At 42.0% G+C, this 22,224-nt stretch carries 14 protein-coding genes; 4 read left to right on the forward strand and 10 right to left on the reverse strand.

What is annotated here, in order from left to right; genetic code table 11:
* Nucleotides 1-3: 3 nt before the first annotated feature.
* The 5 genes from RMZ41_RS08660 to RMZ41_RS08680 all read right to left on the reverse strand — a co-directional run bounded on the left by RMZ41_RS08660 (nt 4) and on the right by RMZ41_RS08680 (nt 11,543).
* Nucleotides 4-4,149, reverse strand: coding sequence for an amino acid adenylation domain-containing protein (locus RMZ41_RS08660; protein ID WP_322644476.1), 4,146 nt, complete (start codon nt 4,147-4,149; stop codon nt 4-6).
* Between the two features lie 217 nt (nt 4,150-4,366).
* Entirely contained in the window at nt 4,367-5,398 is a 1,032-nt protein-coding gene (locus RMZ41_RS08665) for a 2-dehydropantoate 2-reductase (RefSeq protein WP_322644475.1), read from the reverse strand.
* A 297-nt stretch (nt 5,399-5,695) separates the two neighbouring features.
* A complete protein-coding gene (locus RMZ41_RS08670; RefSeq protein ID WP_322644474.1) occupies nt 5,696-8,374 on the reverse strand; it encodes a peroxidase family protein in 2,679 nt (892 codons plus the stop codon).
* A 417-nt stretch (nt 8,375-8,791) separates the two neighbouring features.
* Nucleotides 8,792-10,237 carry a hypothetical protein gene (locus RMZ41_RS08675; RefSeq protein WP_322644473.1) on the reverse strand — a complete coding sequence of 482 codons (1,446 nt, stop codon included), beginning with the start codon at nt 10,235-10,237 and terminating at the stop codon, nt 8,792-8,794.
* 262 nt (nt 10,238-10,499) lie between these two features.
* Nucleotides 10,500-11,543: a patatin-like phospholipase family protein gene (locus RMZ41_RS08680; RefSeq protein ID WP_322644472.1), complete on the reverse strand. Its 1,044-nt coding sequence runs from the start codon at nt 11,541-11,543 to the stop codon at nt 10,500-10,502.
* Between the two features lie 800 nt (nt 11,544-12,343).
* Here RMZ41_RS08680 and RMZ41_RS08685 point away from each other — a divergent pair.
* Nucleotides 12,344-12,484: a hypothetical protein gene (locus RMZ41_RS08685; RefSeq protein ID WP_322644471.1), complete on the forward strand. Its 141-nt coding sequence runs from the start codon at nt 12,344-12,346 to the stop codon at nt 12,482-12,484.
* Between the two features lie 438 nt (nt 12,485-12,922).
* Here the strand turns inward: RMZ41_RS08685 and cysK are convergent, their stop codons facing one another.
* Together cysK and RMZ41_RS08695 are read right to left on the reverse strand one after the other, a co-directional pair.
* Nucleotides 12,923-13,885 carry a cysteine synthase A gene (cysK, locus tag RMZ41_RS08690; protein WP_322644470.1) on the reverse strand — a complete coding sequence of 321 codons (963 nt, stop codon included), beginning with the start codon at nt 13,883-13,885 and terminating at the stop codon, nt 12,923-12,925.
* Between the two features lie 18 nt (nt 13,886-13,903).
* A complete protein-coding gene (locus RMZ41_RS08695; protein ID WP_322644573.1) occupies nt 13,904-14,374 on the reverse strand; it encodes an Rrf2 family transcriptional regulator in 471 nt (156 codons plus the stop codon).
* Between the two features lie 226 nt (nt 14,375-14,600).
* On the opposite strand from RMZ41_RS08695, the gene cysE reads away from it, so the two are divergent.
* Nucleotides 14,601-15,323 (forward strand): serine O-acetyltransferase, encoded by a 723-nt coding sequence (gene cysE / locus RMZ41_RS08700; RefSeq protein ID WP_322644469.1) that lies wholly within the window; start codon nt 14,601-14,603, stop codon nt 15,321-15,323.
* A gap of 171 nt (nt 15,324-15,494) precedes the next feature.
* Entirely contained in the window at nt 15,495-16,085 is a 591-nt protein-coding gene (locus RMZ41_RS08705; protein WP_322644468.1) for a Crp/Fnr family transcriptional regulator, read from the forward strand.
* Nucleotides 16,086-16,150: 65 nt separating this feature from the next.
* Here the strand turns inward: RMZ41_RS08705 and RMZ41_RS08710 are convergent, their stop codons facing one another.
* The 3 genes from RMZ41_RS08710 to RMZ41_RS08720 form a co-directional block, all read right to left on the reverse strand.
* A complete protein-coding gene (locus tag RMZ41_RS08710) occupies nt 16,151-16,795 on the reverse strand; it encodes an NIL domain-containing protein (protein WP_322644467.1) in 645 nt (214 codons plus the stop codon).
* Nucleotides 16,796-17,064: 269 nt separating this feature from the next.
* Complete coding sequence (locus RMZ41_RS08715; RefSeq protein ID WP_322644466.1) at nt 17,065-17,913, reverse strand: Rpn family recombination-promoting nuclease/putative transposase; 849 nt, start codon at nt 17,911-17,913, stop codon at nt 17,065-17,067.
* A gap of 217 nt (nt 17,914-18,130) precedes the next feature.
* Nucleotides 18,131-20,347, reverse strand: a complete 2,217-nt coding sequence (locus RMZ41_RS08720; protein ID WP_322644465.1) for a hypothetical protein — start codon at nt 20,345-20,347, stop codon at nt 18,131-18,133.
* 662 nt (nt 20,348-21,009) lie between these two features.
* On the opposite strand from RMZ41_RS08720, the gene RMZ41_RS08725 reads away from it, so the two are divergent.
* Complete coding sequence (locus tag RMZ41_RS08725; protein ID WP_322644464.1) at nt 21,010-22,179, forward strand: glycosyltransferase family 4 protein; 1,170 nt, start codon at nt 21,010-21,012, stop codon at nt 22,177-22,179.
* The last annotated feature ends 45 nt before the right edge of the window (nt 22,180-22,224 follow it).

Consider the following 22,224-nt stretch of genomic DNA (forward strand, 5'->3'; position numbering starts at 1 on the left):
AAATCACATAGGATCGCCTAAAATTTGTGCCTCCTCAATACAGCCTCTTAACTCTGCGGCAAGAACCTGGATATGGGGTTTTCTAAGCATAGTTAAGTGATTGCCAGGAATATGATGAATTTCCGTTCCTCCCACAGCTAGCCGATCCCAACCCATACTCGACTCCTCCTCGGCAACATTTAACTGAACTTTTGTTCTAAAAAGATTAATTCGCTTAGGGTAGACTTGCGGAACGTAATTGAGAACTGCTTGGCTATTGGCATAAAAAACACGAAGCATAGGAACAATTGCTGACTCACTTAAAAGTCTTAACTTTGATTCTTCAGATATAAGGTCGGCTGTGACATCCTCCTTTTGGATGAACTGCGAGAACAGATTTGTTTTTAGCGATCGCATCAGCTTCTTAAAATTAGTTAATCCAGAAGTTAAACTGTTATCCCGGTTCTTACTAGGAGCAGTAATTAGACGCAAATAATCGAGGAAAAATGGCCACATATATGGTACTACTGTAGTAAAAATAAACTTAAAAGTATTACTCAAAGAAGGTAGATTGCTCTTAATTGGTGCTACAGTGTCAAGCACAGCAACCAAAGCTACCTCTTCCCCAGAATTTTGGAGTTGTTGAGCCATCTCAAAAGCAACCCATCCTCCAAAAGACCAACCCCCAATAAAATAAGGGCCTTTCGGTTGTACTGAGCGCAACGCTTCAATATAGTGGCTAGCCATATCCTCAATGCGGTTTAGTGGAGTTTCCCCATCAAGTCCAATAGGCTGTAGTCCATAAAATGGTTGATTATTGCCTAATTGATGAGCTAATTCATAATAAGGAAAGACAACCCCAAATATTGGATGAACGCAAAAAAAAGGTGGATTTGAACCATTCGGTTGAATCGGAACCAAAGGAGAACACGTCAGATAATCTATTTTTGAAGATAGAGCAATTGCTAAACTTTCAATCGTTTGATTTAAAAACAGGTTAGATAAGGGTAGATCGCGCTCAAACTCTTTGTTTATCTGGTCTAATAAACGGACAGCTAGCAGCGAATTACCTCCCAAATCGAAGAAATTGTCATGAATACCTATATTCTCAACGTTAAGGACTTCAGCCCAGATTTTTGCCAAGGTTGACTCAGTTGGAGTCCGAGGAGGAATAAAAATTTTATCTATTGAGCGGCTCCGAATATTAACTGCTTTTAGTGCAGAACGATCTACTTTACCATTAGCTGTTAGCGGCAGAGAATCCAGAATTACAAAAGCTTTTGGTATTATGTATTCTGGTAATTTTTCTTTTAAAAATTCACGTAGTTCAATAATTGTTTGCTCTTGCGGTGATTTAGAAACAATATAAGCTACTAAATACTTATTTTCAGATAGATTCCCTTGAGAAATTACAATTGCTTTTTGTATATTTTTATGCTGAATTATAACTGTTTCAATCTCGGACAACTCAATGCGGAAGCCGGTAATTTTTACTTGATTATCGATGCGTCCTAAAAATTCGATATTACCGTCTGGTCGATATTTGGCTAAATCACCTGTCTTGTAAAATCTTGCTCCCTTTTTATCATTAAAAAGATTGGTAATAAACTTTTCAGCAGTTAATTCAGGACAATTAAGATAGCCTCGTGCTAGCCCATCACCACCGATATATAATTCGCCTAGAATACCAATTGGTACAGGTTGTAAATGCTTATCTAATATATAAATTTCAGTGTTGGCAATTGGGCAACCAATGGGAGGTTTTTCACTCACAGATTTAACTTCTGTAACAGTTGACCAAACGGTTGCTTCAGTAGGGCCGTAAGCATTAAAAAACTTCCGGCTAGAACTCCACCAACGTTTTACTATATCCTCGGAACATGATTCGCCTGCACTAATAATAGTTTGTAATTCGGGGAGTGATTCTGTAGGTAAGACTGCCAAAACCGCAGGTGGGAGAGTAACGTGAGTAATAGCTTTTTCGCGTAATAGTTGGAGTAAAGCTTTTCCAGGTAGAAGGCATTCTTGATCTGCCAAATAAAGAGTTGCTCCTTTTTGCAATGCCATCACAATCTCAAAAATTGAGGCATCGAAACTCAATGATGCAAATTGCAGAATGCGGTTACTCGGTTGTAAGTTAAAAACCTCAATTTGTGCTGCCAAATTAGACAGCCCTCGGTGTTCTATCAAAACGCCTTTTGGCTGCCCTGTTGAGCCAGAAGTGTAGATGACATAAGCTAAATTTTCAAGTGTTACATAACTCTTTGGGTTTTCTCGGCTATGTTGTGTAATAGTTACCCAATCTTTATCTATACTAATAATTGGTTTTGAGAATTCTGTAAAATGCTGAAGTAATTTTTCTTGTGTTAGCAATACTGAAACTTGTGCATCTTCCAACATGAAGTTAAGACGCTCTTGAGGATAACTAGGATCTAAAGGTAGGTATGCACCGCCAGCTTTCAGGATAGCTAATAACCCAATTATCATCTTTGGCGATCGCTCTATACAAATGCCAACTAAAGATTCAATTGTTACACCTATCTTTCTGAGATAATGTGCAAGTTGATTGCTGCGTATATTTAACTCTTTGTAGCTGAGTTGTTGATTACCAAATCCAATTGCAATTGCATCTGGATTTTTCTCTACCTGTGCTTCAAATAACTGGTGAAAACATTTATTATCTGAGTAATTTTTTTTAGTGTTGTTCCAATCAATTAATAACTGCTGTCGTTCTTCTTTAGTAAGCAAAGGCAAATCTGAAAGACGCTGTTTGGGATTGACAACAATACCTTCTAACAGTATTTGGTAATGTCCTAGCATTCGCGTAATAGTGCTTCGATCGAATAAATCGGTGCTATATACCACTTCTCCTTTAAGAGTTTCCAAGTCTCGCCACAGATGAAACTCTAAATCAATCTTTGCAATTTTGCTGTCGAAGTCGAATAGCGAAAGCTTTAGTCCAGGTAATTCTAGCGCTTCAATGGGAGTATTTTGCAGGCTAAATACAACTTGAAATAATGGATGACGGCTCAAATCTCGCTCTGGGTGAAGTTCCTCTACCAGTTTTTCAAAAGGCAAATCCTGATGGGTGTATGCTCCTAAAGTTACCTCTCGCACTCGATTTAATAATTCTTGAAACGTCGGGTTCCCTGAAAAATCTGTACGTAGCACCAAACTATTGACAAAAAAACCAATCAACCCTTCTAGTTCGCTCCGGTTGCGATTAGCGATCGCAGAACCAACTGCAATATCCTCTTGCTGCGTGTAGCGATAAAGTAAAGTTTGGAAGGCAGCCAGCATTGTCATGAACAACGTAACATTTTCTTGGTAGCTAAGTGCTTCTAAGCCTTGAGTTAAGGACTGTGGTAGCTCTAAAAATTGTTTTGCACCCCTGTAGGTTGGAACTGCTGGTCTTAGTCGATCGGTGGGGAGATTTAGCGCTGAAATTCCGTCTAATTGCTTTTGCCAATAAGCTAACTGTGTTTGTAGAGGTGAATACCCGTTTCCCCCTAAGCCTTGTAGCCACTCCCGTTGCCATTGGGCAAAATCTGCGTACTGAATGGGTAGTTCTGGCAGAGGCGTAGACATTAGACATCGCTGATCTTCTACAAAAGCTTTGTATAGTACCCCCAATTCTCTAATTAACACTCCAATTGACCAGCCATCGGCAACAATATGATGCAGATTTAGCAGCAGCACATATTCTGCTTCATCTAGTTGTAGCAGTTTCACTCGCAGCAATAGCCCAATAGCGAGATTGAAAGGATATTGAGCCTCTGCGGTTGCGATTCGCTGCACTTGTGTCTCACGTTCTTGGCTCTCGAAATTGCGTATATCTATTAGGGGAAAAGGTATAGTTAAGCTGGGTGCATTAGGGCAGCTTTGTGCAGCGATCGCCTGTACTGGTTCTTGGTCTACCATCAGAAACCTAGTGCGTAAGATTTCGTGGCGACGGACAATTTCATTGAATGTCTGCTTCAAGGCGGTGAAGTTCAGAGAACCTGTCAGACGAAGTGCTGTTGACACATTATAAAATGGATTGCCCGGTGCTAACCGATCGAGAAACCACAATCGTTGCTGGGCGAAAGAAGTGGGGAAGATAAAAACCTCTGCATCTTCAGAAAAATTAAGTTCATCATCTGTAAGGCTACTAAAAATATACTTGCTCATCAGAATATCTTCCCCAAAAAAAGAGCATGAAGAGAGAAGGATGGTTAAAAAAAGTTAACTAAAATTTAGCGCAGCTTTAGAAAAAAAATCACCCACTACACCGTTAGGTTAGCGGGTGATTGTCAACTATCGGATTCAAGGGGCAGGGGGCAGGGGGCAGGGGGAGGGAAAGTCTTACTGAAGTTCAGAAATTGGATAATTTATTTTTTGGAGTTCCTCAAACGGAAATATCTAATCGTTTTGCCAAATCTAATGCCGATATTCCAGAGAAAGTTCTGCCATGATTTTCTTGCTCCTTGATGAGAAGTGCGATCGTATCGTTTATCGGTGCAGACAATCCGTTCTTTTTCGCTAACGTCACTATCTCCCCGTTAAGATAATCAATTTCTGTTTCTCGACCTCGTTGCACATCTTCCCACATAGAGGAACGGGCCTGCGGATCGATTTTAATCATGCTGGAAGCAACTCGAAAGAACAAAAAGTTGGGAAGTTGCAAAACAATAGGAACAATACTTGGAATCATGCTGCCAGACCTAAGAGGGCGAATGCCACTCTGCTTTAACACCGATAACGCTTCAGACATCGTGGCAGCAAGGATTTTACGGTAAAGAGGTTGTGAAAGTTCCTCACGTAAGGGAATGCCAGATAAAGCATTGATGGAATTATTCAGATTAAAGATCAGCTTCCCCCAGAGGATACCGGGAAGATTTGAATGAGTTTTAGCGGCTAGCCCAGCCAATTGTAATCCTGAAAGCACAGCCTGGGAAATAGTATTCTGCTCCTCTACAAGCAAAGCACCACTGGTTCCACAATGAAAATGCGCCTTGGCATTTCGTACCACATTATAAGGAACCATTCCAGCTAGAACATGCTTTTCTGGCAAGATAGACCTCAGCTTCTCTGCATTACGTACTCCGTTCTGGAAACTAACGATGATTTTTCCAACTGGCAAGACTGTATTCAAACGATGTGCTGCGGCTTCCGTTGCCAGACTTTTGAGAGTTACCAATACAATATCCCGGTCAGCCAGAGACTCTGTTTCAGTTGTATAGCGGATTTGATCTGGTTGCAGATGGAAGTCTGTTCCTGTGAAATCTGTAATCCGTATACCGTTTTCCCGAATCTCTTGCGCCAGGTTTTCGCGTCCTACCAATATAGTATCGATTCCCGCACGAATAAGATGTGCGCCGATATAGCAACCAATGTTCCCAGCACCCAGAATACCGAACTTGAGTTTGCTTTCCATCATGGATGTTCTAGTGGTTCAAGTGATACCAATTTTGGATTTTGGATTGAATACCTTGATTTATCGTCTATTCCAGCCGTTTGAATCAAGATAGCCTATCCCATTTTGGTGTGAGTTGAAATCCTCCCACGGGCGCAATTAATACTCCCGCAAAATATGAAATAAACACAACTAGTAGTCTGCCAATCCAAAAATGCGCTTGTGAGGGCTGGGGAAAGGGGAAAGGGAAAAGGGTAAGGGATTTAAACCTTTCCCCCTTTCCCCTTACCCTTTACCCCGCCAAGTCACGAAAGCGTACTACTAGTGTTTCACCATATCGTTCCAAGGCACAAAGGCATTGTCTAGACCGTACAGTGCCGGGGCGAGTTCTGGATGGTGGCGACGCAGGATCGAGAGCAAACTGTTATCATTGACCCACTCGATCCCTTCGGGCGTGAAAATATTGGCGTTAAAGCCCGCAGCCATGAAGCGATCGCTTTTAATCCGGCGTGATGCCATCAGAATAAACACTCGAAACGCGGTGTCGCTAAAGCCAAAGCCTTCGGGTGGCACTTCAGCGAACATACCGACCATGAGATCGAGTGCGTCTACATTATCTTTGCCGTTGGTTTGACCGTAAATAGCGCGGAGTTGTTCGGGAAGTCCCTGATGGGGAGAATTGCGGAATTCGTCAAAACTCTCGATCGGTTTGAGATGGAACAACTCACGGAACCGATTGTATCGAGGCACACCACGTTCGCGATCGCGGAGGATATCGATAGTGGCTAAATCGATAGTTTCGGTGTTAATTTCCCGCTTTCCATCAGGTTTGGTTAGCCCTGGAGTCTCGCGCGTCAGATCGCGCATATAGTTCGGGTAATTGTGTAGGGTAATTGCCCCAGGGTTTGCTCTGCCGAAGGAGTACCAGAGATTGTTTTGCCATTGTCGCTCGGTTATCCGATCTGGCATTTGCACCTTTGGATGACCCAGGTGGATCAAGTCTCCTTGTGCGCCGATGATTCCCTCAATCCCGTTCTTCTGTGTCAAGTCGAAGTTTTGTAAGAGATTTCCATCTTGAATATTCAGAATCTCTAAGTTGTCGGGCATCAAAGGATGTAAGCGGTACACCGAAACGAATTCCTCGGTTAGCGTGAAATCTACCTTGTGATGATCTACGCCGGAGTTGGGAATTCCGCTAAAGGCTTCCGTGGGGCTGATGCGTCCAAAGGTCTTGGTAAAATTCTCGGTTAACAATCCCCACCAGTTGGCTTTCATCCCGATCTGCAAGGCGGGATTTTGCAAAATCGCTGGTGTCCACTCGACCGTATGGATTTTCGCGATCAAGGCACTGTTGATCGTGCGAGCTTTGGCAAAGAGTTCGTCGTCAGAGAAAGACGGATACAACTGAGCCAAGCGATCGCAAATCGCGTTATGTTCTTTAACGAAAAGCGCGTGCAATAAGCTCAAACCCAGCCACCAGTTACCGACGAAGCCAGAAACGGCTAGTCCTTCCGGGTCGCCTGGATCGTAGGGAATATTTCCTTGTGCATCAATGTATAGTTTACCTCCGGGGACAAGTTGCTTGGTGGTGGGGTCGGTTCTTAAAATCTGGCAGGCTTGGAAATTGTTTCCATATATCTGGGAAGCATCCCACCAATGGGATTCCGAATTGACGTAAGTCTGCGGATATTGTAGCTGACCGTCAGCAGACTGCTGTCGCTCTCGTTCGTAATCGCGGGTGGGATCGGGACGAGTCCGACCTACAGACATTTTCTCTTGATTCCAACTGTCTCCTTCCGGTAAGGGAATATTGATCGGATTGGTGCGATCCGGTTCACCATGATTGAACCAGTCGTGGGTTTGGAATTGAATCCACGCCGCCGCGATTAGGTTTAAGGTTGTTGCCGGAATAAACTTTTCACGGGACAACAATTCTCGGCTGATCCTTCGTGGGTTGGGAGTCAGTAAGTTTTTCTGATCGGGAAAAGCGTCTTTCAGGGGCACATTTCTGCCGAACCGCGCACAGGGATGAGAACGGTTATGCAACATTGCGTCTCCCGATGGGTCAGTAGTCTCGCTACCGCGTCCCATACTGGGTTTTTCGAGATCGTTGTAACAGCCGTCGTCACGCCGTTCTATCAGGTCACGGGGGTGTGGGAGTGGATCTTGTCCATTGTCGATCAAACCACTGGGATTGGTAACTGGAATTTGCTCAGTTCCATGTAAGTTCTTAGCCCGTAGAACTTCTCGAACCGCACCCAAGTTGATGACACCGAACCAAGTCGGCAACTCGTACCACTTGAAAAATCGGTTCAGTAGCGAGAACGCGCCCATATAGAGCTTGCCGGAGAGGGATTCGGCGTAAAACTGTCGTAACAAAACTCGTGCTACTAAAGCCAACAAGGTAGATATCGCAAAGATATAACCTAAAACGCGCACAAGTCCATGCCCCTGCGGGATTGAGGCAACTACCCAGGCTACATACATAATCAGATGCAATAAGCCCCGTTCCCAGCGCACAAAAGAAAAAGAATCTGAGAATGGTTCGACATGAGGCGTTTGATCTCTGAGGGAAACGGGCTGTGGGGTTCCTAATCCGTTGATTCTGCCTGGGAACCAAGCAATAACAATATCTAATGTCCACCACAAAGTCACTAAGAGATCGAAGCGCGGACTACTGAGGAGATCCGGGGAATGGAAGATTGCCCGCTCTAGAGTCTCCCAAGTCCAAACATTGGCCGTAAATCCTTGCTGTTCCAAGAGAAGCTGTATAGACCAGTACAAATGGGTAGCGTAGGCTACGTAGCTCATCGTCCAAAAAGCTCGCCATAGTGAAGACGGCCCTTGTCGATGTTGTAAGAGAAACAGCCAGTAAGCGGGAATCAGCAAAAAGAGAGAGACTGCGGTAGCCAGAAAGGTACGCTCGTAAGTGACATTCGAGAGCAGGCGGGCGATCGTGGGTTGTTGTTGGGCGACACCAGGAGCCACTATATAGGCCACTGCCAACAAAACCAACCCTAATAGACCAACGATCAAAAATTGAAAGACCCACTTCGGTTTGGGTTGCGTAGATAGTTGATGATTGTTAACCATGATTGCCTTCGATAAATCGAGGAATAGAAATGTTGAGCGCTCGACTTGGGAATATTTGTTTAGGGACTTCCAGAAAATCCAGAAAATAAATTATCCAATTTACTCAGATAATATTTTTCTTTCTCCCCCTGTCCCTAATACGGTTCGGATAAGCACAATGAACTTTCCTTGTGGTCTGGGAAAAGGTTACTGGGTTTGGGGTAAAGGATTTATTTAAAACCTTTCCCCTTTCCCCTTTCCCCTTTAACCGAACCGTATTGCCCCTGCCCCCTGCTTCCCTGCCTACACAGTGATGGGATATTTGTTAGAAGTCCCTTAGTCATGTTATTGATGCGGTTCATCATGCCAGTGCGCTTGATGTTCTCGTTGTGTATTCGTGTAGCCGACTCCAGAGGCGAATAGGTCGTCGTAATAAGAAAGGTCTAGGTGGTGCGCCTGTAACCAAATACCTGGCACGAACAAACCATCGGCATGGGCGGGTAAACGTCCGTGGGTTTTCATCAAGTAACGGCAAATGTCCTTAGCACACTCGATGACTTCGGGGCGATAGGGGGGAACTTCTCGAATGTAGGTGTTCTCTTTTCCGTCGCGGAAAATGTGACTGAATAAGGTGCGATCGCTGTAAAGTTCGTGCTTCTCTTTGACAATAGTATCTACGGCTTCCTCGACAGTGTAATTCGGCGGGCATAAACACTTAATCAGCCAGTCATCCTCGGTAGCTGATTTTGGGTCTACTCCGGGACGCAACAGACCGCAAGGATTCGCTCTCATCGCCGGTTTCGGGGTTGCCCAACGCAACAAATCGACGGTGAATTGCTGTAGTAATGTCCGTTGGGGAATTTCCCATCGCACGTTCAGCACTCCTTGGGTTTCGGGGGAGGCGAAGGGATCTCCCAAAAGATACGGGGGGCCAATCGAGGCATGAATCCAGCCCCCTAATCCCATAGCTTGTAGGCACAGTGCTAGATTCTGCAAGAGAAAATAGGACTCGTACTCGGTTCGCATATTGCCGAGTTTGCCTAGCGGTAACTTCAGGTTTTTGTTGAGGGCGAATTCGTCTTCTTTAATATCTGATGGGTCTTTTATCCACTTCTTGACTCCCGCCGGTTGGTAGAAATTGCGATCGTCTACGAAGGTCGGACGTGCAAGTGGGTCTTCGGTTAACACGTACATTAAGGCGTTGATGTACTGCCGGGACAAATCTACAATCGGCAACAACACCGTGCTACCAGGTACGTTGGATAAAAAGCGGTTTGAGTCGAGATAGAAGGGAAAACGCCGATATTTTTCCGAGGAGAAAATTCTTTCGTCGCTAATCTTAACTTTTGCCGCTTTAGCCCGCAATATTAATGATTCTGGAGAGAATAAAGTATTTTCTGGTTCTGGGTCGAGGTGCTTAAGAAAGTATGTGCCAGTGTCGTTGAGCAACAGAAAGTAGGTTGGCTGGGAGTTATCGGTGCTTCCAGCAGCACGACCTTTGAAATTTAAATTGGGTGTTCCAAGAATCGGTTTTCCCTTTGGTGCTGGCGCGTCTTCAAAGGGGCGGTCTGGAAACGTTATTCCAGTCGCGCCCGTGGCGGCGATGAGTAATGCTTCTTCCAATTCGCTCAGGGGTTGCACGCGATCGAATGGAGGACGCGGGCTGTGTGAAAGCGAACCAGCGTTGATTGATGGTAAGCCGGATGAAATCCGCCGGGAGCGACGATGAAAAATGGCATCTAATAAGGGGTATTTACTTACAGACTCAAATCCTAAGTGTTCTGATCCCATATTCCAACCTCAGTCTTAATACAGGTTTTTGGTATTTCTGCATACAGTTTAATAGGGGGAAATATGTAATGGGGACTAACGCAAAGAGTTCTTAATAATTGACGTAAAAATCGCTGTGTTGCAAAAATTTCTGTCGAGATAGAGCTTATATTAACTGGCGTTGCATAAATGTGGAATGAATTAGCGGTTGAAACCATTGAAAATTCGTTCAAAATTGACTTAAATCATCCTAATGATTTAGCAACGCCCTTTTATTAACAGATTATGAGAGGAGTTGTTGACACAGTTCGTCCCACTCGCGTTTACTCATTGCTCCAATAATCTCGTCTGCTAGGTCTTCTAAATTCTTGATATTTTGAAGGTCTGTGACATCGATATTATCATTACCCTTACCCTTATCTAAGAATCCTTGAAAGCGATAGTATTGTGAGGGTTTATCCTGAGCTTTTGGTAGCAATTGTTCTAGTTGCACAGCTACCGATTCACTTGAACCATCAAGGGTAATATTGAGAAGCGGCTCTAACCATCCAAGTAATCCCCAATTTTTTGCCTGCTCGTAAGGGAATCTACGGGTAAGGGAACCAGTACCTACTGAGACAACTAAAATCTCATCCAAGTCTATTTTTTCCCCGACTTTTTTCTTGTCAATTATAACTTCCATAATTGCTAGTGAAGCCGGATTATTCGCAAAGACACCACCATCAACTAACACATAGAAACCATTGGTATCTGGGTGATTTGTGGGTACTTGGTAAGGTTCAAAGTAAGTTGGAGCGGCAGAAGATGCCATTGTTGCTTGTTTCATCTTAAAGCCGGTAGATATCTTGCGGAAAAATCTAGATTTCTGTTCTTCTTTGGATACTTTACTTGTAAAGAAGACAGGCAGCCGTAGTGTAATATCGTAACTAGTGATGAACAATTCCGTTAACGCTTCTTCGATGTGAATGTCTCCAAAATATTTTGTTAAAACCTCATCTCTACCCTTTGAAGAATACTTTGGTCTGATGATGTCGTCTACTTTAGTCAAACGCTCTAGAAAAGGTTCGTAGAAAATATCTTTTCCATCTTGTCCTCGAAATATCTCGACTAGCTGTTCAGCAGTGTAAGCAGGTTCTTGAGGATTATTTGGATTTGGCTTAGTTAGACCGGCAGCTAACAAACTTCCTGATGAAGTACCAGCGATTAGATCAAACATTTGGGAAATTTTCTTCCCTGTCAATTCCTCAATCTTCGCTAAAATCTTTGCAGATATTAACCCGCGAATACCGCCACCATCAATTGATAAAATCTTAGATTTATAAGGCATATCAATCTCCTTATTTTTTGTCAGACTCTAACTTGAATAGGACTTACGCACGAGTGACGGAATAACGAACCGCAGAGGCACAGAGAAGCCAGTGCGTTGGGCGGGTTCCCCGACTTGAAGCAACTGGCGCGGCGCAGAGAAATCAGAAGTTGAGAGATATTTTGCGTAAGTCCTATTGAAAATTCGATACATTTACTAGTGCTTGTTTACAAACTACAAAAGTAATGATTTCTCATATCTTGTAGCAGTTTATTTTTGACAAAATAACAGTCTGAAAAGCTGACTATTGTGTAGATTGGGTATTGCCCATTCCATGCTTATTGAGAATAATTTTGAGCTTGTGAATATTACTTCACAGCTCAAAGTTTCTTCATCAATCTTCATCTTCTACAATTTTATGGTTTGGATTAGCCTGATTTCAAATTATCAGACCTGTCCGAAAATTAAATTTACATAAAGATAGGATATAAAATTAAAATATTATTAATTTTGATATTTCTCCTATCTAGCTTTTGCCGACCATATAGCATAATAAATCCTATTAAAACACAAAATTTGAAAATCCTATTTTTGTTTATAAAATATAACTAATTATGTCAAAGCCTTATTTATAGGTTAATTTAAGACATATAGGCAGCGTTGAAAACCCTTGTATAGACTGGGTTATAAGTTTATAGACAAGTCTATTTAGAAGGTTCAAGATATCAGCCCCCAACTAGCGCAGGGACGCAAAGCGCAAAAAATATGAATGAAGCACATTCTTATAATATTTATAAAACCTTATATATAAGGGGTTTAAAATGTGCAAGTTAAAACTGTTCCACTGGCAGCGATCGCTACTCGTTACTGATGTAGAAAAACTTGTATCTCAGAACAGCTTTTTCCCTAATATTAACAGTGGTAATAAATTTACGATAATAGATAAGCTAAAAAAAATCTAAAGAAATTGATTGCTCTTAAAAACTTGTTGTTTCCTGAAAAACTCGTGGTTTTCACCTTTTCCCAATATCTTCACCCACGGGCAATAATATAGCCAAACCCTCGGCTGCTCGCAATACCTGATGAGGCTGTGGAGTGATTACTCCAGCCGATACATATAGCCAAGCGATCGCGCTCTGATTTATCCCTACAAATATACAATTTTGGATAATTTATTTTTTGGAAGTTCCTAAGAACATCAAACTTGATGTTCTTAGATTACATCTTCAGCATCTTTTTTGCTTAAGTTGACAGCAATACACAGATGTGAATCCCTACGGAAAATCTATCTGTCTCAAGATTTTAGAGAAATGGTATTATGCTGTCGCCTTACCACACCCCAAGAAATAATTTATTTTTTGGAAGTCCCCAAATCTAAAATCTCGAATTGGTATATCGAATCAAACTTTACTCAACCACTCATTTTCTTCTGGATCTTTGAACAGTGAGGTGCTAAGGTAGCGTTCGCCGAAGCTAGGCTGCACCATGACGATTAAACGACCTGCATTTTCTGGACGTTGTGCTACTTGAATAGCCGCGTATAAAGCAGCGCCAGTAGAAATCCCCGATAATAATCCCTCTTCTTTTGCTAGACGACGGCTGTAAGCGATCGCTTGCTCATCCGCTACCTGAATCACTTCATCCACTAGTTCTGAACGGTAAATTGCTGGGACAAATCCCGCACCGATACCCTGAATTTTGTGAGGCCCTGATTTCCCACCTGCTAATACTGGGCTATTGCTTGGTTCAACTGCGATCGCTTGAAAACTCGGTTTCCGTTTTTTAATAACTTCTGAAACTCCCGTAATTGTCCCACCAGTACCCACTCCCGCTATCAAAATATCCACCTCTCCATCGGTATCATTCCAGATTTCTTCTGCGGTGGTTTCGGCGTGAACTTTCGGGTTAGCTGGGTTGCGGAACTGCTGCAACATATAAGCATTGGGCGTTTTAGCTACAATCTCCTCTGCATGAGCGATCGCTCCTCGCATCCCTTCTACCCCTGGCGTTAACTCTAATTGAGCGCCATAAGCTTTGAGCATCGATCGTCTTTCGTGGCTCATTGTGTCAGGCATCGTTAGAATGAGATGGTACCCTTTAGCGGCCGCCACCATCGCTAGCGCAATTCCTGTATTCCCAGAAGTCGGCTCTACTAAAACAGTTTTTCCGGGGTGAATCAAGCCTGCTTCTTCCGCCACTTCCACCATACTCGCGCCAATCCGATCTTTCACAGAAGATGCTGGATTCATGCTTTCTAGCTTCACCACAATCCGAGCAACCGCTCCTGAAGCTTGGGGAATTTTGTTTAATTGAACTAAAGGAGTCCGTCCGATTAACTCTGTGATATCTTTTGCTATCCGCATGTGAATACTCCGTCGTGTCTAAATATAATACATCGGGCTTTGCTGTGCGCGAGTTTCTCTTTCCTGGCACAAGTCTTGGAGTGTATAGCGACCCAAAACCTCAATTGAGGCAGCGTTAGCTTGCTCCCAAACTTCATAAACCAGAGTCTTTTCTAGAGTCTGAGAGTCAGAAGTATCTTTCTCTTTCCGCTCGCCTTCAACAAAAGTGACAATTTCTAGTAGTGTAATCTGCCAAGGTTCACGAGCTAAAACAAAACCTCCTTTCGAGCCGCGTTGACTCTGCACCACACCAGCCCGCCGGAGGTTGGTCAAAATTTGTTCCAGGTAGCGTTCAGGTATGGGTTGTTTGGCAGTGATCTCGCTCATGGTTAGAGGAAGTTTTTTTCCGTGGTGGCTTGCCAGTTCTAAGAGTGCCAGCAGCGCGTATTCCACTTTGGAAGACAGATCCAAGAGAGCGTAGTTTTGGCTATTCAAGACTGTACTCAACATACTACGGTGAATTGGGGGACTTATCGCAGTTAATGCGAAATTAATTTTTCTTAAAGTGTGGAATGTGATAGCATCCCACTTAGTAGCCACAAAAGCACTATATTCTATCGACTTACCGTAGTTTATTATCCTACACAATTCCCATAAATGACTCGATTTTTTTGTGGGAATTATCCTGAGTTTCTGTTTTCAGAGCCTCACTTACCAACGAAAATCTCAAAAGAGTATGTTACTAACTGATTTGCGAACCATTTTTGAGCGCGATCCAGCAGCCCGTAATTGGCTAGAAGTATTGTTCTGTTACCCTGGACTTCAAGCTCTAATATTCCATCGATTGGCACACTGGCTGTACAAAATTGGAATTCCCTTTATACCTCGCTTCATCTCTCATATTAGTAGATTTTTAACTGGGATTGAAATCCATCCTGGAGCATTAATTGGCCAGGGAGTGTTTATCGATCACGGTATGGGAGTTGTGATTGGTGAGACTGCGATCGTGGGCGACTATGCCCTGATTTATCAAGGTGTTACCCTTGGCGGGACTGGGAAAGAAAGCGGCAAACGCCATCCAACTTTAGGCTCTCATGTAGTTGTGGGAGCGGGTGCGAAGGTATTGGGAAATATTGAAATTGGCGATCGCGTCCGTATTGGAGCCGGTTCTGTGGTGCTGCGAGATGTACCCAGTAATACTACTGTCGTTGGGATTCCAGGACGTGTGACTCGTCAGAACAACTCGTCTACCAATGTTCTGGATCATAATAAAGTCCGCGACGTGGAAGCTGAAGTCATCCGCGCTTTATTTGAGCGCGTCAAGGCTCTAGAGAAAGAGTTTGAGCAGTTGCAACAATCAAGTTTGTCTCCAACTGAGCTTGGCGAGGAAGAAACATCTTCTAAGAACAATAATTCTGATGGGATGATTGAAGATTTTCTTGATGGTGCAGGAATTTAATTTTGGGAATTGGGAATTGGGCATTGGGAATGGGGAATTGGCTATTGGGTATTCCTCCTCATCTCCCTCATCCCCCTATTCTCCACTCCCTATTTAAAATGCCCAGATGCTCTTAGAACCTGATATAAATATAATACTACGGTTAATTTATCGGAGAATAGTTATATAAGTATGGTATCTTTATATGCGAATTTAACTAGCTTAAACAGTAATAATACTAAAGAAATTTTTGCCCGGAGGTCATTTCTGCCAGAGCATCAAAATAGTCTTTGGAAAATTGAAACGGGTTTTGTCAGGACTTTCACCTATTTGGAAGATGGTACAACCGTCGCTTTGGGATTGTGGGGGCCTGGAGATATAGTTGGTAAGTCTTTGTCAAAATTAGAACCTTATCAGATGGAATGCCTAACTAAAGTGGAGGCGACAGTCTTACCTTTAGAGGAGTGGACTCAACTAACAGAAACTCTACTTACTCATATCCAACAGGCTCAAGAATTAATGGTTATTCGTAGCCATAAAAAAGTTGATACCATGCTAATCAAGTTGTTGGCATGGTTATCTAAAAAGTTTGGTTCGGAAGTTGAGAAGGGACGTTTAATAGATATGCGTCTGACTCACGAAGACTTAGCAGAAATGCTTGGTTCCACTCGTGTGACTATCACTCGTGTTCTTGGACAGTTTGAGCAAGAGGGCTTGATTGCTCGTCTCTCTCTGCATCGAATTGTGGTGCGAGAAGAAGAAATTTGGTACTACGAAATTTAGATGATTTCTGAATTCTGACTCCTGTTAGCGGATAGCTAAGGTTTAGCCCATTCTGAATTCTTCCCTTAGCGATCGCTATAAACGCTAGACAAATCCAGCCAAATTGGTAATCCCAGCTTTTCTAAATAACTCAGACTAGAGTAAAGTTGCTTTGTTCTCCCCCACAAATCTAAGTCAAACCAGCCGTCATCTTCCGTATCGGGTTGAAGTGTTGCACTGGTAATATTTACTGTGAGTCCATAACGAGAAACTAACTCGGAAATTACTGGCTCTTTGTAATAAGATTTTAAAATGCACAGTTGCAGGCGTACCCGATTAGTTTGACCCAGAGAAATCCATTGCTGGAATTGTTCTTGCCATTGATTTGTCAGCAATGCAGAATCTTTTGGACTCAATTTGCTAACTGGGTTTGGGAAAGGTAAAGAGTGCTGTTTGGGTTGAATGTGGTTTGCGATCGCAAATTCCAGTAAATTTACTCCCAATCCTTGCAAGTAAGATAGGCTATTTGTCAATTTTTGGGGATTTCCCGAAAGTTCCAAATCAAACCAGCCATCGCTGTCACTGTCGGATGTCAGGGATGCGGCTTTGATATTGACGGTTAAACCATAACGAGACACTAATCGAGAAATAACAGGTTGCCTGTGATACCTCTGAGGTACGAGAATGCGGCTTTGGACTGAAGCCGGTTCTACAGATTTACTCTGAGACATCAGATTAATCCCCAATAGCGGTTGCAATTTTTGGGTTCGGTAGAGAATCTTGGTATACCGTAACCCTAAAACTCAACTTTGCCTGGTTGAATGTCAGCCTCATAGAGATTTTCATCTTTTTGGCTTTTATAAACTACTTTAACTTGGTGTAGATACTGTATTTAATTGTTATGTAGAGGAACATATCATAAAGACTGCAAATAAACAACAAGTAAATTTACTTAGATTTAGCTCAATGAGCGATCGCACTTCTAAGCACTAACGCACTTTTATCTTGCCACTAACCAAGCTTGTAAATCAGCCAAGCTGGTAAAATCTAACACTGCTTCGCTCAAATCTTCCAAAACAGGTAGGGATAAGCTAGCAATTGAGGAGTGTATTTCTTCAGAGAGTTCTCCTAACCGCTTAGTCAAAAGTCGGATAATAAGGTTAGCAGCCTCTTCTCTTCGCCCTTCTTCTCGTCCTTCTTCCTTAATTTCGCGGTAAACCCTTGTTTCCTTGAGCGTGATTCCTAGCATAGACTCTACCTCTATCCGGCTTAATTGTTCAAATCTGTACACCATTATCGTCGTCACTAATTCCATTATGACGCTACTTGATGGTTGAGGTTGTTCTTGGCGCGATCGCTCAAGTAAATATCTAGCTTCTTGTGGTGCTTGTTCTTCTTCGAGGGTAGTTAACACCATCAAAGCTACCCATAAAGGTAATTCACGAATATTCCCCAATTCATCTAAATACACCCGATGTATTTGGTTACTGTTAAGCAATCCACGATGAGGGTAGATGTTACTTTGTTCAATATTGCGAGATGGATAAATTATTACTGCTTGCCAGTCGCTAAATCTGGTACAGTTGCGGTAGAAATATAGTGAAGATTCTGCAAATACTCTTTCATAAAGCTGTTCATCTCTTTGAAACTGTACTTCACAGAAATATACAACTCCTGCGCTTTCATTTTCTGGTGGGAGAAACACTCCGTCTATCTCAAATTTAGGTTCTTTGACAGCTACCGAATCAAATCGATATGCATTTGCATTGGTGGGCGGATTTGTCAATAATTCAAATAATAAAGTAGGAGATTGTTGAAAGAGTTTATAAAAAATCGAGTCTCGACGCATGAAGCATTATGCTTAATTTATTCAACGTGCAATACATTTAATCACATATCTCCTTACATATAGCAAGTCTAAATCATTCGTGAAAAGTTATATCCCCGACTTATTTGATAAATCGGGGATCTGGATACCTCGGATTTTTATAAATCAGATAGGATTGCTATAGCTATTCCCTAAACCTGATAATAAGTTTTTAAGCGGACACGATATTATTAAATGTTCATCCCGCTAGCCGATACACAATCACTTTTCCTTTCCAGTTTTCTTCCACAAATACCAGATACTCTCCATCTGAACGACGAAAAGCGCGGATACCGTAAGGTATATCAATCCAGCCACTTTCACTGCCAACTTCTGGGCCTGGTTTTAACAGTTGTACTTGCACTCCCGTCTTGGCATTATAGACATATACCTCTGCGGTTTTGACTGTCACGGCAAATACGCGATCGCCCGCCACACTCATGGCTGCTGTAGACACTTCGCGTTTACCAGTGGTGTCATAGGGAATCAGAATTCGCCAACGGGGAGTACGATTACCTTTACTCCAATTATCAAAACGGGCAATTTCAGATCCAGCAACTCCAGTATCATCACCGAATGCGGGATGATCTGCTGTGAAACCTGACAAATACATACTATCTGTTTCGGGAAAATATTCGATCCGTCGCAAGTCGTTAAACATGCTGGGAGTAGCTTGCTTTTCCATCGAACTATAGTTGTAGATGGGGTTGCCTTTAGGATCTATTCCCTTTAAAGGATAGTGGCGAATGCCATCTTCTGTTCGCAAAGCTTTCCAAACATCTCCTTTGCTGTCTACCCACCATCCCCCGATATAGGGATAATCTTTGCTGGTATCATATTCGTCATTTTCAAATTTGCCATTACCGTTGCGATCGCGCCAAATCCACTCACCTTTTTGTGGTTGATTAGGCGGCCAATTTCCGGCGAGAAATGGTTTATCTGCGCCATTGCTACCAACAAACATTCCGGCTGGGATAGCAACTTTACCATCCGTGGCTGGATTGAAACGATATATTTGCAGGAAGCTGTTATACATATCTGTGAAGAACAAAAACGGCTTCCCTTGGATGCGGCGAACAAAGGTTCCATCGGGTGATGTATGCAGTCGGGGATCTTGAGGATATTTGAAAGGATTTAAGGTGTAGGCTTTGTAAGTCCACTGCTTACCAGCAGGCTTACCATAATCCATGAGATAGTGTTCTTGTTTGGTGAATAAATCTACACCATCAGTTTTAGGATCGGCATCTGCATTATCAACGAATATCAATCCTAGCGATCGCCATATTAGTTTTCCCGATGGCGAAAATTTCCGCAAATCTGTTCCCGATTTATTGAAACCATTACTATTTATATAGATATTACCTGAAGCATCTTTACCAACTCCGGTAAGTCCATAAAGTTTTAAATCTCGAACTTCACCAGCAATTCCTGTATAGATACCGCCTTTACAGCCAAAACTACCCACTTCCACTGGTTTATCTTTGATGTCATAAACCAACATTTGCTGACGCGGCCCATTTTCTGCCACTAACAGCTTACCTTCACGATCGATTGCGATCGCAGTTGGTTCAACGATATCTGCAATCTGTTGGGGCAATTGCTTTCCATTTTGGGAATAATGTAAAATTTTGGCAGGTTTACTACCATTTTTATTTTGAATAATCCACAGATTTTTCTGTGAATCAATAGTTATTGCTCCCGGATTGTTAACAGTAAAGCTGCGTATTTCCTTCATTGTCTCAGTATCGTAGACACGAATGCGGTTAGCGGCAAAATCACTCACATACAACTCACTTCCTACAGTTGCTAATCCAGTAACTTCACTTTTAGTACTGGTAATTAACATACTTTTATCCCAGCCACGCCCTTCAGGAAACGGTGCAGGTTTTCCCGACAAATCATAGCGTCTAACGCAGTGCCAAGTTGTACCTTCAGGAGGGTAATCTTCATCAGTTTTACCCTTCGATCCCTGAGTCATGGCAAGGTAAATATATTTACTATTTGCGGTTACAGCTATACCACCTCCACGACTCCAGCCGTGAGTATCTCCAATAGCACCAATAACCTTACCATCTTTATATATCGCTGCTTCCATTCCCGCTTCATCCCAATGGCTGTTGGTATAAACTGTGCCATCAGGAGAAACATACATTGCCTCAATATTGTTTTGTACTCGCAGATTTCCACTGCCAATTGTGTTACCTATCCACGATGTTTTGTATGTAAGCGTGGAGGTTCCAGTTGTCGCCCAGTCTGTTGTAATTCCAATAGTAGTAACAATGACTCCAACAGCGACACTGAGTAACAAATTAAAGGTTTTACTCTTTTGCAAATATCGAGTTTTAAATAATTTTTTGATGTGCTGATTCAGTTTTTGACGTAATTTTCGTAACCGCACCAGTAATTTATTTTTCATATAGTTTTAAGCTTTTAATTATTTATATACATTCATTTTTTGGGAAATCAGTAAAAAATATAATTATTATAAATGAGCAATATTTTTACACTATCTTTACAAAAATCCTTTTATTATTTAATTTTTCAACTAATATAGTTTCAAAGTATTAATAGTTACTCGTTGACAGACAAAAATGGTAAACACTAATACATAATATTTCTATAATTCTCAATTTATAGGGAGCATTGACTCTCTCTATCTAGCTTTTGCCCTTTTTAATTGACAAGTATCATATATACCCCATCAGTATTATGTAGTTAATAAAAACACCATCTCTCGTCCCTTATTGACGTTGGCATATAAATAGTTTATAAATTGGTGTTCTATATAAATATATTATTGAAAATGTGTATTTAAAAATACTAATAATTCATCTTTAGAACATACCGTAGGGTCTTACAGTTATAAGTTTCCACTGTTTTAATATATTTATAGGACAATACAGTTCAGTTAAGCAATTTTTTCCTTCTCTTTCTTCTCTCTGCGTCCTCTGCGCCAACTCTTGGAGACGCTGCGCGTTGGCGTAAGCCTCTCGTAGAGATGGCGGTTCGTTAAAAAATTGACTTGATAACAGAGTTTTAGCCTTAACTGAACCGTATTGATTTACAGGAGACATATTAGTGAAAAACAAACCAGAAAATTTCGCTTCATCATCTGCATCTATTCTCACCTTGGGATTAGGTTGGTTTCCCAAAACTCCGGGAGGATTGGAAAGATATATTTATGAATTAACTCATAAATTAGCAGCAAATAAAGACCAGGTTGAATTGTGTGGAGTTGGTCTACCAGAGACAGAAATAAATTTGCCAATTAAGCTGACTAATTTAGCTTCTCCCGATAGTGCTATTTGGCAAAGATTATGGTCAATTCGCACTAACTTTCAAAAAACGAGAACAAACAAACCAGATGCTATTAATTTGCACTTTGCATTATACAGCTTTCCTCTTTTAGATATTTTGCCAAAGGGAGTTCCAGTTACTTTTAACTTTCATGGCCCTTGGGCTTCGGAAAGTCAGCAAGAGGTAGTTAATAAAAACCTCAGTCTTTTAATTAAGCATCAGCTAATAGAAAAAAATACTTATAATCGCTGCGATCGCTTCATTGTTTTAAGTCAAGCTTTTGGTAAAATTCTACACGATAAATATCAAGTACCGTGGAGCAAAATTAATATTATTCCTGGTGGAGTTGATATTAACTGGTTTCAACCAAATTTATCACCCCAAGAGGCTTGTAAACATCTAGGCTGGCCAAATGATCGCCGGATAATATTTACATCCCGCCGTTTAGTGCATCGAACAGGAGTTGACAAATTATTGGAGGCTTTGGCTATAATTAAGCCCAGAATACCAGATGTTTGGCTAGCGATCGCAGGTCGTGGTCACATCCAAGCTGCACTACAACAACAGGCTACAGAATTAGGACTAGATGACAACGTTAAATTTTTAGGTTTTCTCCCTGATGAGCAATTACCTATAGCTTACCAAGCTGCGGAACTGACTATAATGCCTAGTCAATCTTTTGAAGGGTTCGGATTAGTAATAGTGGAATCTCTGTCCTGTGGTACTCCTGTGATATGTACCCCAGTTGGAGGAATGCCAGAAATTTTATCAGAATTTTCACCCGATTTAATTACAACTTCAACAGAAGCCTCAGCTATTGCTGAAAAATTAGAACAAGCACTTTTAGAAAATATCCCCATACCTTCACGATCGGATTGTCGCCAGTATGCCACTACACACTACGACTGGAATCAAATTGCCCAAAAAGTACGGAATGTTTTACTAGCTTAAACAAGCGATTGTAATGATATTAGGGGTGCTGTATGGATCAAATTA

The sequence above is a fragment of the Nostoc sp. DedVER02 genome (assembly GCF_034530675.2).
Lineage (GTDB): Bacteria > Cyanobacteriota > Cyanobacteriia > Cyanobacteriales > Nostocaceae > Nostoc.

What these genes read in the sequence shown, in the direction of transcription:
- RMZ41_RS08660 (WP_322644476.1), bottom strand. Translation starts at nt 4,149, where the DNA reads ATGAGCAAGTATATTTTTAGTAGCCTTACAGATGATGAACTTAATTTT.
- RMZ41_RS08665 (WP_322644475.1), bottom strand. Translation starts at nt 5,398, where the DNA reads ATGATGGAAAGCAAACTCAAGTTCGGTATTCTGGGTGCTGGGAACATT.
- RMZ41_RS08675 (WP_322644473.1), bottom strand. Translation starts at nt 10,237, where the DNA reads ATGGGATCAGAACACTTAGGATTTGAGTCTGTAAGTAAATACCCCTTA.
- RMZ41_RS08680 (WP_322644472.1), bottom strand. Translation starts at nt 11,543, where the DNA reads ATGCCTTATAAATCTAAGATTTTATCAATTGATGGTGGCGGTATTCGC.
- RMZ41_RS08685 (WP_322644471.1), top strand. Translation starts at nt 12,344, where the DNA reads ATGTGCAAGTTAAAACTGTTCCACTGGCAGCGATCGCTACTCGTTACT.
- cysK (WP_322644470.1), bottom strand. Translation starts at nt 13,885, where the DNA reads ATGCGGATAGCAAAAGATATCACAGAGTTAATCGGACGGACTCCTTTA.
- RMZ41_RS08695 (WP_322644573.1), bottom strand. Translation starts at nt 14,374, where the DNA reads ATGTTGAGTACAGTCTTGAATAGCCAAAACTACGCTCTCTTGGATCTG.
- cysE (WP_322644469.1), top strand. Translation starts at nt 14,601, where the DNA reads ATGTTACTAACTGATTTGCGAACCATTTTTGAGCGCGATCCAGCAGCC.
- RMZ41_RS08705 (WP_322644468.1), top strand. Translation starts at nt 15,495, where the DNA reads ATGGTATCTTTATATGCGAATTTAACTAGCTTAAACAGTAATAATACT.
- RMZ41_RS08710 (WP_322644467.1), bottom strand. Translation starts at nt 16,795, where the DNA reads ATGTCTCAGAGTAAATCTGTAGAACCGGCTTCAGTCCAAAGCCGCATT.
- RMZ41_RS08715 (WP_322644466.1), bottom strand. Translation starts at nt 17,913, where the DNA reads ATGCGTCGAGACTCGATTTTTTATAAACTCTTTCAACAATCTCCTACT.
- RMZ41_RS08720 (WP_322644465.1), bottom strand. Translation starts at nt 20,347, where the DNA reads ATGAAAAATAAATTACTGGTGCGGTTACGAAAATTACGTCAAAAACTG.